Source organism: Afipia broomeae ATCC 49717 (genome assembly GCF_000314675.2).
GTDB classification, from domain to species: domain Bacteria; phylum Pseudomonadota; class Alphaproteobacteria; order Rhizobiales; family Xanthobacteraceae; genus Afipia; species Afipia broomeae.
Genome location: NZ_KB375282.1, coordinates 656,342 through 672,689, shown reverse-complemented (window position 1 = coordinate 672,689; position 16,348 = coordinate 656,342). Strand labels below are relative to the sequence as shown.

Here is a 16,348-nt window from a genome sequence, read left to right as displayed (position 1 = left end):
AAAAAATTACAAAAAGGGAATGGCGACAGACCATCGCTCCGCCAATCCCTTGGCCGACGAGGTCTCCCGGGCTTTTGTCCCGCCGTGCACCTGTGGGGATGTCTCCCCCACAAGCGGCCGCTCTCGGACCAGCGCCCTGCATTGCGCAAAGCCGGAACCCTAGCAACCAACTCAACCGGATGGATGCAGAAGGCGTGCCAAACGAAGATTCATTGAAACACAATGGATTTCCCGAACAGGCACGTCGTGATCTGTGCTGGCCGGCCCTGTCCGAAGGCAATTGCCTAATAACTGCGCACCCTATGCACTTATTTGAAACTGTCCTTTATGGCTCGTCCCGCGCACATTCGATCATCCCTGTGATCGAAAGGACTCTCGAGTGACTTTGATCCGAAATATACTAATCACGTTGGCGCGCGGCCTGCACGGCCGGTTCGGCTTCTTGCCGGAAAGCGAGCAGAGGATTTTCTCCAGCACGGCTTATAAGCCCGCGTCAGAAGGTTAGAGCGTCAAAGTAAGGCTGCTGCCCAAGCCCTTCTCAATTACGCAGTAATCAGCGCTGGTGACCGACCACGTTCTGCAACGGCTGTCCTGGCTCGAAATTCAAAATCTGCGTGGCAACGTATGATGCGATAGAACCGGGATCTGTATCTGCGGCAAGAATTGTGTGCTCATCTTCGCAGTGTCAATTTCCAGATGCAAACTGCGAAACCATTCGCGAATGTGCCGCGAGATAATTACTAACCTGACTATGCTCGCCGCGAGCTTGGAGAAGCACGGCGCGTGTGGAGCGTGAGAGCATCAGCATCTGATGCTTCCCCTGAAGTGCAAGGGATCGGCGCGTTAGCACAGCAATATTCAGGATTCGCGCGAAGTGAGCAGCCAGCACGGCTGGCCGAGTTCCCATTCCCACTCCACCTCCCGGTTCCTCGAGATACGATCAGGAAACCGCCAAGATCCTCAAGCCGGTACAAACGTTGTCGATGCTCCGGTTGACGAATGTCAATGCAGCCAGCGGACCCAATGAAGATGCTGCATCCGTGCCTTTGGGGGCGGAACGGCCGGCTGAGGGAAGCAAACAATGAATATTGAAAAATACACCGAGCGGGCGCGCGGCTTTATCCAGTCGGCGCAGTCGCTTGCCATGCGCGATGGACACCAGCAGTTCTCGCCGTTGCACCTTTTGAAAGTTCTGCTGGATGACAGCGAGGGGCTGGCCGGCAGTCTGATCGATCGTGCTGGCGGAAACTCCCGCGCTATCCTGAAGGCGACCGAGGACGCGCTGAACAAGCTTCCGAAAGTATCGGGCGGCGGGGCGGGGCAGGTTTATCTCGCGCCGGAACTGGCGCGTGCGTTTGATGCTGCCGAAAAGGCGGCCGAAAAAGCCGGCGACAGCTTCGTTACCGTCGAGCGTCTGCTCCTTGGTCTTGCGATGGACACGAACGGCGAGGCCGGCGCCATCCTGAGCAAGGGCGGCGTGACCGCGCAAAATCTCAACGCCGCGATCGAAGCGCTGCGCAAGGGTCGCACCGCGGATTCCGCGACAGCCGAGAACGCCTATGACGCGCTGAAGAAATATGCCCGAGACCTGACCCAGGCCGCGCACGACGGCAAGCTCGATCCGGTGATCGGCCGCGACGAAGAAATCCGCCGCACCATCCAGGTGCTCTCCCGCCGCACCAAGAACAATCCCCTGCTGATCGGCGAGCCTGGCGTCGGCAAGACCGCCATCGTCGAGGGCCTTGCGCTGCGCATCGTCAATGGCGACGTGCCGGAGAGCCTGAAGGACAAGAAGCTGCTGTCGCTCGACATGGGCGCGCTGATTGCCGGCGCGAAATACCGCGGCGAGTTCGAGGAGCGGCTGAAGGCCGTGCTGCAGGAGGTCACTTCCGCAGAGGGTGGCATCATTCTGTTCATCGACGAGATGCACACGCTGATCGGGGCCGGCAAAGCCGATGGCGCGATGGACGCGTCCAACCTGCTCAAACCTGCGCTGGCTCGCGGCGAGTTGCACTGTATCGGCGCGACCACCCTCGACGAGTACCAGAAGCATGTCGAAAAGGATCCGGCGCTGGCTCGGCGTTTCCAACCGATCTATGTCGGCGAACCCACGGTCGAGGATACCATCTCGATCCTGCGCGGCCTGAAGGACAAGTACGAGCAACATCACGGCGTGCGCATCACCGATTCCGCATTGGTGGCTGCGACCACGCTGTCGAACCGCTACATCACCGACCGCTTCCTGCCCGACAAGGCCATCGACCTGATGGACGAGGCCGCGGCGCGGCTGAAGATGCAGGTTGATTCCAAGCCGGAAGAACTCGATCTGCTGGACCGCGACATCATTCGCTTGAAGATCGAGCAGGAAGCGCTGAAGAAGGAGAGCGATCCGGGCTCGAAGAGCCGGCTACAGGCGCTGGAAAAGGAACTTGCCGATCTCGAGGAGAAGTCTGCCGCACTTACTGCGCGCTGGAGCAAGGAAAAGAATAAGCTATCCGACGCCGCCAAGCTGAAGAGCGAGCTCGACGCCCTGCGCATCGAACTTGCCAACGCGCAGCGCCGCGGTGAATTCCAGCGCGCGGGCGAGCTCGCCTATGGCAGGATTCCCGAACTGGAAAAGAAGCTCGCCTCCATCGAAGAAAACGAGGCCCCCGGCGAAATGATGGAGGAGGCGGTCACCGCCAACCACATCGCGCAAGTGGTGTCGCGCTGGACCGGCGTTCCCGTCGACAAGATGCTGGAAGGCGAAAAGGACAAGCTCCTCAAGATGGAGGAGGCGCTCGGCAAGCGCGTCGTCGGCCAGGCCGAAGCCGTGCGGGCGGTCGCAACCGCCGTGCGACGTTCGCGCGCCGGCCTGCAGGATCCGAACCGGCCGATCGGCTCGTTCATGTTCCTCGGCCCCACCGGTGTCGGCAAGACCGAGCTGACCAAGGCGCTCGCGGAATACCTGTTCAACGACGAGACCGCGATGGTCCGCCTCGATATGTCCGAATACATGGAGAAGCACTCGGTCTCCCGTCTGATCGGCGCGCCTCCGGGCTATGTCGGCTATGACGAGGGCGGTGCGCTCACCGAAGCCGTGCGGCGGCGGCCCTATCAGGTCGTGCTATTCGACGAGATCGAGAAGGCGCATCCCGATGTGTTCAACGTGCTGTTGCAGGTGCTCGATGACGGCCGCCTGACCGATGGTCAGGGCCGCACTGTCGATTTCCGCAACACGCTGATCATCATGACCTCCAACCTCGGTTCGGAATTCCTGGTGAACCAGCCGGAAGGTGAGGATACCTCAGCCGTGCGGGAACAGGTGATGGGATTGGTGCGGGCGCACTTTCGTCCCGAATTCCTCAATCGCATCGACGAGATCATCCTGTTCCATCGCCTGCAGAAGAGCGAGATGGGCCGGATCGTCGAGATCCAGTTCACGCGGCTGCAAAAGCTGCTCGAAGAGCGCAAGATCGCGCTGACGCTCGATGCCGCCGCACGCGACTGGCTGGCCGATAAGGGCTGGGACCCCGCCTATGGCGCGCGCCCGCTGAAGCGGGTGATCCAGCGCAGCGTGCAGGATCCGCTCGCCGAAATGATCCTGGCCGGCGAAGTCTCCGACGGCGACAAGGTCAAGATCTCGGTCAACGGCAATGTGCTGACCTTCAACGGCAAGCCCGCCCAGACCGCCGAGATCGCACAGTTCGAAACGCCGGTGCCGAAGCGCAAGTTGAACTGAATTGGTCATGCGTCTTCCTCTCCCTTCTTGGAGAGCGGGGAAAATCGGAGATGCATCGTGAGTATAGCCAGCTACGAAGTTGTTGGTTCGGGCGGTACCTGGCGTCTCAAGCACGACGGTGAACCGATAGGCAGATACCAAACCAAGGAAGCCGCTTTCGAGGCAGCTGTTACTGCTGCTTCATTGGCCGTTCGGGAAGGATACCAGGTCCAACTTTCAGTGCCCGGTGCTCGAATCGAACCTTGAAGGGCCCGACTGTCGCGACCTCCGTGCTGGCGGAGCCAAGGGAGAGGTCTCATCTTCATCGAGTTCACGCTCAAGCTCGCTACGCCGGCGGCGATGAAGTTGACGCGCGACGCTACACAATCGCAGCGCGCGAAGTCTTGTCCGAACGTGTGAACGCACGACCTCTGTCGGTTCGCGCCAATGGTCGCGGCAACAACAGAACCCTCGTTGCGCGCGGTCGGCCGGCGAGACCAATCCAAGCCCGAATTTGAGCGGTTTGTCCTACGTGACGCGGCGATTCCCAGCAATTATCGATGCGGAATTTGACACTCATCAGCGCGATGATGAATTGGCATGAGACGGTAAGCGCGAGGCGCTCCGGAGCTGCGCATGGCCGACGTCCCGTTGATCAAGACGCTAGTCGTTATCCTTGCCTCCGCCGGCTGCATCAGCCTGGTCGCGCGCGCGCGGCTTCCAGCGGCTGGCGGTTACCTATTGGCTGGCTTGATCATCGGCCCGCATGGGCTAAACCTCATCGTCACGAGCGATGAAACGAGATTCCTGGCGGAACTCGGCATCATTTTTCTCATGTTCATGGTCGGTCTTGAGTTTTCCCTACCAGCAATGATTGCCGCACGCCGCGATGTTTTTGTCGCCGGCAGCCTGCAAGTCGGCTTGACCGTTTTGATCGTCGCAGGAATTGCCACGCTGTGGGGCGTTGGGTTACCCACCGCCGTGCTGCTCGGCGGTGCGGTTGCCATGTCGTCGACCGCCATCACGCTCAAGCAATTGGTCGACCAAGGCGACGTCGATAGTCAGCAAGGCCGTCTCGTGCTGGCAATCCTGCTGTTCCAGGACCTTGCGACCCTTCCATTTCTCGTTGTACTCGGCGGCTGGAAGCAGAGCGGCGGACCCGATCAGTTGGAAGCACTCCGTCAGCTTGGAATAGCGGCGGGCGCACTCGGCATCGCCGCTTTCGTCTGCAAGCCGGTTTTTCGCATGTGGCTCACCTGGGTCGCCAGGACAAACTCGGCAGATCTCTTTCTGCTCACTGTTCTGTTGCTTGCGCTAGGTACGGCATTCGCCGGACACCTGGCCGGCCTTTCCGCGCCGATCGGAGCTTTTCTTGCCGGTATGGTGGTGGGCGAAAGCGATTTCCGTCATCAGGTAGAGGATGACATAAGACCCTTTCGCGACGTCCTGTTAGGCGTGTTCTTCGTTACAACCGGCATGGAGGTTGATCCATCCACCCTCCTTGCAGCACCCATGGCCGTCCTCGCCTGGATTATTGCGTGCCTGGCGGGAAAGGCCCTTGTCGTGTTGCTGGTCGGCGCGATTATGCGTTGGCCTGCCCCGGTTAGTACGCGAGCGGCTCTGATTCTGGCACACGGCGGAGAAAGCGGTTTGCTGCTGCTCACACTGGCGATGAACGTGGGCGCCGTAGAGCCGAACGTTGGGCAGCCTGCTCTTTTGGCGTTGGCCGCAACCATGGCGCTCGGCCCAATACTGATTCTGCGGAGTGCGCGATTTGCGGAATTCATTAACGGCGCATCACATCGCGCCAAGGAGGACGCCGAGGAAGCCGCCATCCGCGCGGAAAGTCAAAATCTCGGGGGTCACGTAATCCTGTGCGGTTGCGGACGCGTGGGTCGGCTGGTGTCCCTCGTGCTGGAGGCCGCAAACGTGCCTTACATTGCGGTCGAGTCCGATCTGATACGCTTTCGAAGAGCAAAACAATCGGGACACAAGGTGGTGTTTGGTGACGCAGGCCGGAAACGGGTCTTGGAAGCCGCTGGCTTCACCCGTGCACGCCTTGTGGTACTAACGTTTGATCGACGCCATGCGGTCGAGCGTATTTTTCACTTTGCCCGTGGGCACGATCCAGCCGTATCCTCGATTGTGAGTGTCGCAGACGATCAGGAAATCGTATCGTTTGTGCGGGCCGGAGCTGGCACCGTATTTCCGGAGAATGTCGCGGCGGGCTTGGCGCTGGCCGATCAGGTCCTCCTCGTTTGCGGTTTCTCCCAGGACGCGGCCGCAAATGTCGTTACGACGGTTCGTGCTGAGATCAATCCCGAACTGCGCGGGCGCGTAGGACGTTGAATTGGTACACGCCAGTCGTGATGGGCTAAAGGCGCTTTCCCGCGGATAGCTGTTTGGGGGCGCTGAATTCTCCTGAGCTTCGTGCCTCGCGCGCAAAGCCAGCCCTGCCATTCGCAAGAACAACATGAAGCTCTGCCCCAACCGCAGCCCCCTCGCCGATCGCGGCGCCGACGCGCTTGACTGATCCCGACCTCACGTCGCCGGCGGCGAAAACGCCGCGAACGCTGGTTTCCAGCCGCAGCGGGCGAGTGGCCCCGTTGTTTGAGCCGTGGCCGTCGGAAACGACGTCCGATCCCGTCAGAATGAAGTTCTTTTCGTCGAGCACGATCCCGCTGCCGTTAAGCCAAGTCGTTGCCGGCTCGGCGCCAATGAAAAGAAAGACGTGACGGATCGGCTTCTCGGTCTTTGCGCCGGTCACATTGTTGTGCCAGCTTACGCGTTCGAGTTGCCCTTCCCGGCTGCCGTAGAGCGCAACAACTTCGGTCTGGGTCAGCACCTCGATATTCTCGATACCCGCGATGCGATCGATGAGATAGCGGGACATGCTCTCTTCGAGACTGGGCCCGCGCACCAGCATCCAGATCTTTGCGGCGAAGTTGCGCAGGAACACAGCCGCCTGACCCGCAGAGTTGCCACCTCCGACCAGAACGATCTCCTCGTTCCGGCACAGCCGCGCCTCGATCGGCGAAGCCCAGTACCAGACGCCGCGTCCCTCGAAATCAGCAAGGTTCGGAACGTTGAGCCGCCGGTAACGGGCACCCGTCGCGACGACCACTGTCGCGGCCTTCACTCGCCGGCGATCCTCCAGTTGAAGCGTGACCGATGTTTCAGTCGAATCGAGACGCGACACACTGGCGGGTATCAGCATTCGGGCTCCGAACTTCTGCGCCTGAACATAGGCCCGACCCGTGAGCGCCTGGCCTGAAATGCCGGCCGGGAAGCCGAGATAATTCTCGATGCGCGCGCTTGCGCCGGCCTGACCGCCGAACGCGCGCGCGTCGAGAACGATAACCGACAGGCCTTCCGATGCTGCGTAGACCGCGGTCGAGAGGCCCGCCGGTCCTGCCCCGACGATCGCGACATCATAGGTCTGGTTCGCTTCGTCGACCGGCACCATGCCGAGGGCGGAGGCCAGTTCGGCCTCGCTCGGGTTTTTCAGGACGGTGCCTTTCGGACACACGGCCAGCGGCAGGTCCGCCGGAGCGGGGGCATACTGCTGGACCAGCTTCGCCGCATCGTCGTCCTTTGCCGGGTCGAGCAATTGGTGCGGATAGGCGTTGCGGGCAAGAAAGCCCTGCAGGCGCACCACATCCGGACTTGACTCGGGGCCGATCAGGACCGGACCACCGCTACCGGCCTCGATCAGCACGACGCGGCGCAAGATGAGCGCATGCATGATCCGTTCGCCGAGTTCAGGTTCCTCGATCATCAAGGCGCGAAGCTTCTCCGGCGGGATCAATAGCGCTTCCACCTCACTGATGGCGTGAACATCAACGAAGGCCGGCTGGCCTGACAACTGTCCGACTTCTGCGACGAACTCGCCGGGCCCCTGCTCCATGATCGGAGCTTTGTGCCCCAGCGGATCGCACCTTACAACGCGCACGGCGCCTTTGATCAGCACATACATTCCGGGAGCGATTTCTCCGGTGGTGAATAGCGCTTCACCAGCGGCGTAGCGACGAATTCTCCCAAATCGACGAATGCGATCGATTTCCTGCGGCGTAAGCGTGGGGAAAATCTGCTCGCGGCGGCTATCGATCGTCGACATCTCAGGCCTCGCTTCATCGGCTATGTGGCGATGCATGTTTCTATCGCAGCGGTACAGATGCTTCATGCATGAGGCTGCAGGTCACCCTGCCAGCAGCCGCCCGTTCAGGCGAAGACGGCTATGTCCGCCATACGATTAGTATCCGTGGCACTATGTTGTCGCGCTTGGCATTGGCTCCCATTGACGGTCGTCAGATTCTCCCGAGATTTCTCGTCACACCTTCACGCCCTGAGCATGCTCACGGGTCCATGCTAGTAACCGCTGCAGCGGCATGGCGCCGGATTGGCGGGCGATCTCCCGGCCGTGATGCACCAGCATCAAGGTCGGTATGCTCTGTATACCGTAACGCTGCAGCAGTTCCGGCACCGCATCGCTGTCCACCTTGATCAGCCGTACTTCGGGCTCAAGTTCCGCTGCTGCCCGCTCGAAGACCGGCGCCATCACCCGGCACGGACCACACCACGTGGCCCAGAAGTCAACGAGCAGCGGGATGTCGCTGTGTCCGGCATGCTTGTCGAAGCGAGCGGCATTGTCGAGCGCTGCCGGCCGCCCCTCGTAAAGCGGACGATGGCACGACCCGCACTTGGCACGATCACGCAATCGCTCGCGCGGCACGCGGTTGACGGAGTCGCAGTGCGGGCAGACGATGTGCAGCGGACTGGTCATGTGGCCTCCCGGCAAGCTCAGTCCCTACAGGATGACCTGCCGGGGCAGCGATCACCTTGACTGGCGTCAACTTATCGAACCCGCGCGAAGATCAAATGTTGTCGCCGCCTTGAAGGCATCATTGTCTCGGCACGGCGATGACGCCCAACATCGTCGCCCGCCACTCCGCATGTTCATGCAGCCGATTTAACTCTGCGCCATCTTGACCGCGGTCAATGCCGTCGCGTCCCACAATGTCTATCAAGGCCAGTAAGCCACACGGCTGGCGCGATGCGTCGCCCAGGCAGCGCAATTGGTTCAGATCGGCAAGGCAATATCATGAACAGGTTCCGCCTATCGTGGTCAACCGCGGTCGTTGTTGCAATCATCACTCCTATTTCGTGGACGGATCGCGCCGCGGCACAGGAAATCGCCCTGACGCCCCTTGAAACGAACGAGGTCGCAAGAGGCTACCGCGCCGAAATCATCAAGCTGAAAACTGTCGTCAACGAAAAAAACGAGACGATCGGGCGCATCAACGATTTCGTCTTCGGCAAGGACGGCAGCATCTACGCCATCCTCGCTGTCGGCAATCTCACCGGCCTTGGCGGCCACCTGATTGCGGTCCCTTTCCGCAACCTCAGGCTGGACGATCCGTCCGGCTACGTCGTGCTGCCCGGAGCCAGCCGTAGCGTGCTCGAGAAACTGCCGGTTTTTGTCAACAACAATCGATAGCGCCGCACACGTCACGCCTTGTCGCCTTTCCAGTCGCGCACACCGGTCAACCAGTAGACGAGGCCGAGCGCGAGGATCGCGGCTGCCAGCGCCAGAATGTGCAGCGCATCGGTTTCCGTGAGATCGAGGATGATGACCTTGCGGCAGATTGCCAGCAATGCGATCATCACAACCGATCGAATCTGGACCACGATGTTGCGGCCCTCGGCCCCCACCAGAAGCGATTTCTTGAATTCGAGCGCAATGATAACGGTAAGGATCATGCCGAATACGGCCTGAAACGCCGAGTAATCGGATGGGTCAAGACCTCCGGAGAGCACCAGGCCGAACAATATTTTCAGCGTCAGGGTCCACAGCGCGGCCACGACGATCACCGCGATCAACGCGGAGAGGAACAAGACGACGAAGTATTCGAAGCGCTGATAAAGCGACAATATCCTGAATTTTTCCCTCGTCTCGCTAAACTCTTGCTTGATCGACATCAGAGCCTCCGGTGCTTCCTTGCCGGGCGATCGGCGCGGATCAGCAGCGGCCGGCGCGCTTTGCTTGCCGCGTGCCTAATCGGATCCGGAAGATTTCCCGATCCTCCTGGGCGAACGCCGGGAGGTTACCAACGCGGCGCCCGGTTTGAGGGCTCCCGAACCAGAACCCCAAGCCGCCATTGCATGACGTCTGCGTCGCCCCGGTTCCCATTGATGCATCAGACGAACGATCAATACCTTGACGATTGTCAGTGCGCGTCGACCCGGCCCATGAACGAGACGCGGCCTGCTGCAAAATTCCGAGACTGAAAATTGAGCTTCGTCAATGCGGGCGGTTTTTCGAAATGCGAGATAGAGGCTGTAATACTCCCATGTCGCTCCCCTCCCCCAGGGGTTCCTCCCCAGACTTGGACCGCCGGCGCAAGCCGCGCGGTCCATTTTTTTCGACCGCAGAAGCGCGGAGCGGCAGGACGCAGGCGCACCAATGTCAGTTACCGACGCCGATCCATTCACAGGATGCGTCGCGCATCGCCCACACGTGATGACCATCAACTTACGGGATTGTCGCACGTTACGCGTCTGGCCCTGCAATTAACCCAGAACCGATTTGACAATCGTCATGGTGTTGTCCTGCCCCTTCGGCTTCGCTGCGTCAGACACATCTTGGATCGCACCATGGAAACCTTGTCCGAGTTGGCTAAACTCTCCGACCTCAATCGCATCCTGCTTCATCTTGCCCGCTCCAGGGAATTCCCCGATGGCTCCTCCCGGCATGGATATGATTTCATCGCCCCGCTGGATGCTCAAGGCCATATCGATCCGGTGTTGTGGAAGAAGTATCGAGACTATTGCCGCGTTCGCAGATTTTGGGATGGCGAAGACGACGAGGTCGGCCGCCTCGTCCACAGACCTGGCGGCGCCAACCGCGCGCGTTGGGTCTTCGACTACCGTGACGACGAGGATGGCGACGATGAGGCAGGCTACAGATTTGAATCGCATGCCTTCTGGCCGGGTGAATACGTCTCGATAACCGGGCAGGACCGGAAGCTCCACACGTTTCGCGTTGTCACAGTCGATCCGGTCGTGCTGTCCATGGCCTTGATCAAATTGTTTGAAATACAAATCAAGGTATGAAGGCCACCATGATCAAGGACGTGATGGTTCGGCTCGATGGAGGCTCCGGAGACGACGCGCGTTTGGCCGCCGCAACACAGATCGCCGAGATTTTCCAGAGCCATATTACCGGACTGTTCTTCAATGTTGTGCCTGACGAATTCAGTGGCGCCAACGTCAATCAAGCCGCCCGGGCTCCGGACGCCGGAGACGCTGTTGAGACATTGCTGTTTCAGCGGCTGACCCGGTTACATCAGCCGACCAATCTGCGGCGGTTCGACGTGGCCGGCGTTCTCGATATTGCCGAGACCGCGCTACCTGTCGTGCGCACCGCCGACACCTTCGTCGCGCTCCGGCCGAATGATCGGTTGAACGAACCGGAAGAGCTGATTAGAGACCTGCTGTTCGGCACTGGTCGGCATCTGTTTCTGGTTCCCGATGACTGGATAGGTTTCACGCCCCTGGACAACATTGTCGTGGCGTGGAACGGGAGCCGGGAATCGGCACGCGCGCTCGCCGAATCCCTCCCCTTCCTGCATCAGGCGAGCAAGGTTGGTGTTCTCGTCGTAGAAAGAGAGCACCAGAACAAGAACGATAATCTGAAGGCCAACGATGCCATTCTGCACCTTCGCCATCACGGCATCAACGCCGTCAAATACCGTGCTTTCGGCAAGGAGGACGAGACGGCCGACGTGCTGATCGCGGAGTGCCGCAGCCTCGGCGCAAGCCTTCTGGTGATGGGCAGCTACGGCCACTCTCAACTGCACGATTTGCTTCCGGGATCGACGACCAGCCGGATACTGCGTCGTTCACCGGTCCCCCTGCTCATCGCGCACTGATTGCGGTTCTCTGGATCCCCTGCCCGGTGATTGACAGTCGTCAAGGCGACGCCATGCGTCGCATCATAGGCTCGTTCAGTGTTTTCGCACCAGCTCGGGGACTTGTCTCATGGCCGCGATCGATCCAGGAACGCTCATGTGGGCCAGGGCTTGCGAGTTGATTGATCGCGCCGAGAGATTGCACCGGCAGTTCTTCCAGCCGAGGGCTGTGCCGGTCCGCGACCTCTGCTGGGAACCACCAGTCGACGTTATCGAAACCGACTCGGATTTCTTGATCAGTGTCGCGCTCCCCGGCGTCGACAGCAACGCGGTGAAAGTGACTGTCGAGAACGGCACAGTCATGGTGACCGGCTTCCGCCGGACTAACACGCTCCCGCGCAGCAGTCGGATTCATCGGCTGGAGATTCCATACGGAAGATTCGAACGCCGGATCACCTTCCCGGCAAGCAGTCTCGAGCTAGCGCAGGCAGAATTTGCCGACGGCTGCCTGATGCTGAAATTCACCAAACAGCCTTTCACCGAAGAGCAGATCAATGTCTGATGCGGCTGACAATCCGGGCACACTACCCGATAAAAGCCATCCCCCCATTCCTTCGGATGCGACGATCATCCTGCCGGTTCGAAACACGTTGTTGTTTCCGGGCATGGTACTGCCATTGACGATCGGCCCGCCGGCCTCGATCGCAGCGGCCCAGGAGGCGACCCGAGGCGGCCGCAAGATCGGCCTGTTGTTGCAGGACGATCCCGCCATAGAACAGCCAGGACCCGAGCATCTGCGCCGCGTCGGCACCATTGCCGAAGTACTGCGCTATGTGACCTCGGGGGAAACTCATTACGTTATTTGCCGGGGGGTGCGGCGCTTCCGGATCGACGAATTTCTCACCGGCTTTCCCTATCTCGTCGCGCGCATCACCGAGATCGGCGTATCTGAAGTGATGACGCCCGACATCGAGGCGCGGGTGCATCTGCTCAAGATGCGTGCACGCGACGCGATCGGGCTGCTGCCAAGCGCACCCGCGGAGATCGGGCCCGCCATCGATAGCCTGGACTCGCCGACGATGCTTGCCGACTTCATTGCCGGAATTATCGATGTTCCGGCAAGCGAAAAGCAGGATTTGCTCGAGACGTTTGACGTCACGCTGCTGCTCGACAAGTTGCTAGGATTGCTCGCTAAGCGGATCCAGGTGCTGCAACTCTCGAAGGAAATCGGCGAACAGACGCAGCAAACCTTATCGTCGCAGCAGCGCGAGCACATCCTTCGCGAACAGCTCCGTCAGATCCAGAAGGAGCTTGGGGACGACGACGTCAAGTCCACTGAGCTGAAGGAACTTGCTGAAAAGATCGATAAAGCCGGCATGCCCAAGGATGCCGAGGAACAGGCCAGGCGCGAACTACGACGGCTTGAGCGCCTGCCGGAAACGGCGGCCGAATACGGGATGGTGCGGAGCTATCTCGACTGGCTCGTCGAACTGCCATGGTCGAATCTCGATCCGGAGCGCATCGATATCGCCGAAGCGCGGCGCATCCTTGATGAGGATCACTATGGCCTCGAGAAAGTAAAGCGCCGGATTGTCGAATATCTTGCGGTCCGCAAGCTCAACCCCGATGGCAAGAGCCCGATCCTCTGCTTCGTCGGCCCGCCCGGCGTCGGCAAAACCTCGCTTGGCCAAAGTATCGCGCGCGCGACCGGTCGAAAATTCGTCCGGCTGAGTCTCGGCGGCGTCCACGACGAGAGCGAGATCCGTGGACACCGGCGGACCTACATCGGCGCGCTCCCCGGCAATATCATCCAGTCGATCCACAAGGCCGGCACCCGCAATCCCGTGATGATGCTGGACGAGATGGACAAGCTGGGTGCCGGATTTCACGGCGATCCCGCGGCAGCGTTGCTGGAGGTTCTCGATCCCGAACAAAATGCCACGTTCCGCGACAATTACGTCGCCGTTCCCTTCGATCTCACAAAAGTCCTGTTCATCGGTACCGCAAACGTCATCGATAATATCCCGGTTGCGGTTCGCGACCGGATGGAAATGATTGAGATGCCCGGCTACATCGAGGATGAGAAGCTCGCGATCGCCCGGCGGTATCTGGTCAAGCGACAGTTGGCAGCGGCAGGGTTAACCGAGCAGCAATGCCAGACCAGTGACGAGGTCCTGCGCGCCATCATCCGCGATTACACCCGTGAAGCCGGGGTCAGAAATCTCGAACGCCGGATCGGAGCGATTTGCCGCCACGCCGCGATGCGGATCGCCGAGGGCAACGCGACGCGCGTCATCATCACGGTGACGGACCTTCAGACCATACTGGGCCCGAAGCTCTTCGAGCAGGAGATCGCCATGCGCACCAGCGTGCCGGGCGTTGCGACCGGTCTCGCCTGGACGCCTGCGGGCGGCGACATTCTATTCGTCGAGGCGACCAGCATTCCCGGCCGAGGCAAGCTGATCCTCACCGGCCAGTTGGGCGACGTAATGAAGGAAAGCGCGCAAGCCGCACTTACGCTGGTCAAGTCGCGCGCCGCCGAATTCGGCATCGACCCAGCCGAATCGCAGAAGTCGGACGTCCATGTCCATGTCCCGGCCGGGGCCATCCCCAAGGACGGTCCGAGCGCAGGAGTTGCGATGTTCCTGGCGCTGACCTCTCTTTTCACCGGGCGCACGATACGCAGCGATACCGCCATGACTGGCGAAATCTCGCTGCGCGGACTGGTGCTTCCGATCGGAGGCGTGAAGGAAAAGGTGCTGGCCGCGATCCAGGCCGGGATCACCACCGTCATGCTTCCGGCGCGCAACCGCAAGGACATCGAGGACATACCAGAAAACGCCCGCGACCGGATTCGTTTCGTCTGGCTTGAGCGCGTCGACGACGCGATTGCGGCCGCACTCAATCCACCGAACTTCAGCGAGCCTGGCCTTTCTCATGCGACGCACACGGCCACGACGGAAAAACGCGCAGCGCGATCCGGATAGCCGACGGCGTTAACCACCCGTCCGACGCATTTGATCCGCAAGATTAACCGACGTCAGGGCCGCGGCCGGTAATCTCGTTCCGGCCGACAAGGTCGCACGATTCCGAGGCGGCTCGATTTGCGGCACGCCGGCGTGATCGCCGATCTCGTCCATAATGCTCAAAAATATCAGTCTGCCGCTCATGATCTGCAAACGTTTTGACGGGCGTCAATGCGTACCGTCCCGCACGCGCTAAACATAGGCGTCAACCGACTATCGGCTGCGGAGCATCTCATGGCCAGCACCACCTTTAACAACGCCTCCGACATTCAAACCGATTCTGCGACAGCGACGCTCGCCCAGAACTGGTGGCTGTTCACGTTGCGAGGCCTTTTTGCAATTATCTTCGGATGTCTCGCCCTGGCCTTTCCCGGGCCAACGATGCTGTCGCTGGTGCTGCTATTCTCCGCCTACATGCTGGTCGACGGAATCGCGGAGATCATCTCTGCCGTGCGGGCGATACATCGAAAGACCCGCTGGGGATTTCTAATCTTCGCAGGCCTGCTCAATATCGCCGTGGGCATCGGTGCTTTTTTCTGGCCGGGCCTTACCGTGCTTGCGTTCGTGTTGCTTGTTGCTTCCTGGGCAATTGTCACAGGCGTGTCGATGACAGCTGCGGCTTTCCGCCTGAACATAGAGCATGGCCGATGGTGGCTGGTGCTGGGCGGGGTGCTGTCGCTCGCGTACGGCGCGCTGCTGATTCTTACGCCCCTGATCGGTGCGATCGTGCTGACCTGGTGGATGGGCGCCTATGCCCTCGCCTTTGGCATCGCGCTGGTCATCTTCTCGTTCCGGCTTCGGTCACGTCAGCATCAGAGCGCCGGCCCCACGCCCGTCGGGACTGCCGCTTGAGGCGGCAGCGAGAACACGCCAGCGCGCGGAATTCATCCGCCTTGGGGAGACGGCGAAGCTGAGTATACCATCAAGCAAATAATGGCAGCTCAAACGCTCGCCACCGTCGAACTTTCGCCAATGCGGTCTTCCAGTGCTCTCCGGTTTAGGATCTTGATGGTCCGTTTGCCCGCCAGACGAATGACACCCCGCTGCTTGAGATGGGTCAGCGCGCGACAAACCGTTTCGACCGAAACCGCGAGATAATCGGCAATGTCATATCGCGAGACCGGCAGCACAACCTGGCCGCTTGCATTGGATACGCGCGCGTCAAGGGAGAGCAGGAAGGAGCCGACCTTCTCCAGCGCGGTGAACCGGCCAATGATCAGAAGCTGGGCCTGTGAGCGGGTGAGAGACTGGAACGCGACATCCCGAAGCTCGCGTGCAAACTCGACATCGCTTTCCGCGACCAATTCAACCCGCCGGCCGGGAAAGCTCGCAAGCACCGTCTCGTCAGCGATCGCTTCGATCGTTGCCTCATTCTGACGGTCCGAAACAAAGAAGAAATCCCGCGGCAGCATAAGATCTACGATTTGTCGCCTTCCGTCCGAACGCATGGCGCATCGCCGGACAGCGCCGATGATGACGTAGTACCAGTGCCCTGCAGGTCCAGGGCTATTTGGTATTTCCTGGCCGCGGTTGCAGGCCATGATCTTGGCAAACGCTTCGAGGCGTTTCAGTGCATGGGGCTGCATCGCAAGCATCCGCCGATAGTAGTCGGCTGGGTGGATTTCTTTTTTCATGGTCGCACCCTTCATTGTTGGCAAGCCGAACGCAGAACGAACTATCGCACCGCAGGAACGTTCGAATGAATTCGGCAA

The 16,348-nt window shown here is 60.4% G+C and carries 12 protein-coding genes and 1 riboswitch; of the genes, 8 read left to right on the top strand and 4 right to left on the bottom strand.

The window, feature by feature from the left end; genetic code table 11:
- Positions 1–61 precede the first annotated feature (61 nt).
- Positions 62–174, bottom strand: a riboswitch (guanidine-I (ykkC/yxkD leader).
- Positions 175–1,081: 907 nt separating this feature from the next.
- Together clpB and HMPREF9695_RS03215 are read left to right on the top strand one after the other, a co-directional pair.
- Positions 1,082–3,721: an ATP-dependent chaperone ClpB gene (gene clpB, locus HMPREF9695_RS03220; RefSeq protein ID WP_006019353.1), complete on the top strand. Its 2,640-nt coding sequence runs from the start codon at positions 1,082–1,084 to the stop codon at positions 3,719–3,721.
- A gap of 615 nt (positions 3,722–4,336) precedes the next feature.
- Positions 4,337–6,049: a cation:proton antiporter domain-containing protein gene (locus HMPREF9695_RS03215; RefSeq protein WP_006019352.1), complete on the top strand. Its 1,713-nt coding sequence runs from the start codon at positions 4,337–4,339 to the stop codon at positions 6,047–6,049.
- Positions 6,050–6,074: 25 nt separating this feature from the next.
- On the opposite strand, the gene HMPREF9695_RS03210 is transcribed toward HMPREF9695_RS03215, so the two are convergent.
- Positions 6,075–7,817, bottom strand: coding sequence for an FAD-dependent oxidoreductase (locus tag HMPREF9695_RS03210; RefSeq protein ID WP_006019351.1), 1,743 nt, complete (start codon positions 7,815–7,817; stop codon positions 6,075–6,077).
- A gap of 213 nt (positions 7,818–8,030) precedes the next feature.
- Positions 8,031–8,483: a thioredoxin TrxC gene (gene trxC, locus HMPREF9695_RS03205; RefSeq protein WP_006019350.1), complete on the bottom strand. Its 453-nt coding sequence runs from the start codon at positions 8,481–8,483 to the stop codon at positions 8,031–8,033.
- A gap of 318 nt (positions 8,484–8,801) precedes the next feature.
- Here trxC and HMPREF9695_RS03200 point away from each other — a divergent pair, with 318 nt between their 5' ends.
- Positions 8,802–9,197 (top strand): PRC-barrel domain-containing protein, encoded by a 396-nt coding sequence (locus HMPREF9695_RS03200; protein ID WP_006019349.1) that lies wholly within the window; start codon positions 8,802–8,804, stop codon positions 9,195–9,197.
- 11 nt (positions 9,198–9,208) lie between these two features.
- Here the strand turns inward: HMPREF9695_RS03200 and HMPREF9695_RS03195 are convergent, their stop codons facing one another.
- The gene (locus HMPREF9695_RS03195) at positions 9,209–9,679 is read right to left on the bottom strand and encodes a phosphate-starvation-inducible PsiE family protein (protein ID WP_006019348.1); all 471 of its coding nucleotides are present in this window, start codon (positions 9,677–9,679) and stop codon (positions 9,209–9,211) included.
- A gap of 675 nt (positions 9,680–10,354) precedes the next feature.
- On the opposite strand from HMPREF9695_RS03195, the gene HMPREF9695_RS25555 reads away from it, so the two are divergent.
- From HMPREF9695_RS25555 to HMPREF9695_RS03170, 5 genes are all read left to right on the top strand, one after another.
- Positions 10,355–10,813, top strand: coding sequence for a hypothetical protein (locus HMPREF9695_RS25555; protein WP_006019347.1), 459 nt, complete (start codon positions 10,355–10,357; stop codon positions 10,811–10,813).
- Positions 10,814–10,821: 8 nt separating this feature from the next.
- A complete protein-coding gene (locus HMPREF9695_RS03185; RefSeq protein WP_006019346.1) occupies positions 10,822–11,631 on the top strand; it encodes a universal stress protein in 810 nt (269 codons plus the stop codon).
- A gap of 109 nt (positions 11,632–11,740) precedes the next feature.
- Complete coding sequence (locus tag HMPREF9695_RS03180; protein WP_006019345.1) at positions 11,741–12,172, top strand: Hsp20/alpha crystallin family protein; 432 nt, start codon at positions 11,741–11,743, stop codon at positions 12,170–12,172.
- On the top strand, positions 12,165–14,597 hold the full coding sequence (gene lon / locus HMPREF9695_RS03175) for an endopeptidase La (RefSeq protein ID WP_006019344.1): 2,433 nt from the start codon (positions 12,165–12,167) through the stop codon (positions 14,595–14,597). The genes HMPREF9695_RS03180 and lon overlap by 8 nt, the downstream gene beginning before the upstream one ends.
- 273 nt (positions 14,598–14,870) lie before the next feature.
- Positions 14,871–15,488 carry an HdeD family acid-resistance protein gene (locus HMPREF9695_RS03170; RefSeq protein ID WP_006019343.1) on the top strand — a complete coding sequence of 206 codons (618 nt, stop codon included), beginning with the start codon at positions 14,871–14,873 and terminating at the stop codon, positions 15,486–15,488.
- Positions 15,489–15,577: 89 nt separating this feature from the next.
- Here HMPREF9695_RS03170 and HMPREF9695_RS03165 read toward each other — a convergent pair whose 3' ends face one another.
- Positions 15,578–16,270: a helix-turn-helix domain-containing protein gene (locus tag HMPREF9695_RS03165; RefSeq protein ID WP_006019342.1), complete on the bottom strand. Its 693-nt coding sequence runs from the start codon at positions 16,268–16,270 to the stop codon at positions 15,578–15,580.
- Positions 16,271–16,348 lie beyond the last annotated feature (78 nt).

Bases quoted from the DNA above. Each gene is read 5' to 3' on its own strand.
- clpB (WP_006019353.1), top strand. From the start codon at position 1,082: ATGAATATTGAAAAATACACCGAGCGGGCGCGCGGCTTTATCCAGTCG.
- HMPREF9695_RS03215 (WP_006019352.1), top strand. From the start codon at position 4,337: ATGGCCGACGTCCCGTTGATCAAGACGCTAGTCGTTATCCTTGCCTCC.
- HMPREF9695_RS03210 (WP_006019351.1), bottom strand. From the start codon at position 7,817: ATGTCGACGATCGATAGCCGCCGCGAGCAGATTTTCCCCACGCTTACG.
- trxC (WP_006019350.1), bottom strand. From the start codon at position 8,483: ATGACCAGTCCGCTGCACATCGTCTGCCCGCACTGCGACTCCGTCAAC.
- HMPREF9695_RS03200 (WP_006019349.1), top strand. From the start codon at position 8,802: ATGAACAGGTTCCGCCTATCGTGGTCAACCGCGGTCGTTGTTGCAATC.
- HMPREF9695_RS03195 (WP_006019348.1), bottom strand. From the start codon at position 9,679: ATGTCGATCAAGCAAGAGTTTAGCGAGACGAGGGAAAAATTCAGGATA.
- HMPREF9695_RS25555 (WP_006019347.1), top strand. From the start codon at position 10,355: ATGGAAACCTTGTCCGAGTTGGCTAAACTCTCCGACCTCAATCGCATC.
- HMPREF9695_RS03185 (WP_006019346.1), top strand. From the start codon at position 10,822: ATGATCAAGGACGTGATGGTTCGGCTCGATGGAGGCTCCGGAGACGAC.
- HMPREF9695_RS03180 (WP_006019345.1), top strand. From the start codon at position 11,741: ATGGCCGCGATCGATCCAGGAACGCTCATGTGGGCCAGGGCTTGCGAG.
- lon (WP_006019344.1), top strand. From the start codon at position 12,165: ATGTCTGATGCGGCTGACAATCCGGGCACACTACCCGATAAAAGCCAT.
- HMPREF9695_RS03170 (WP_006019343.1), top strand. From the start codon at position 14,871: ATGGCCAGCACCACCTTTAACAACGCCTCCGACATTCAAACCGATTCT.
- HMPREF9695_RS03165 (WP_006019342.1), bottom strand. From the start codon at position 16,270: ATGAAAAAAGAAATCCACCCAGCCGACTACTATCGGCGGATGCTTGCG.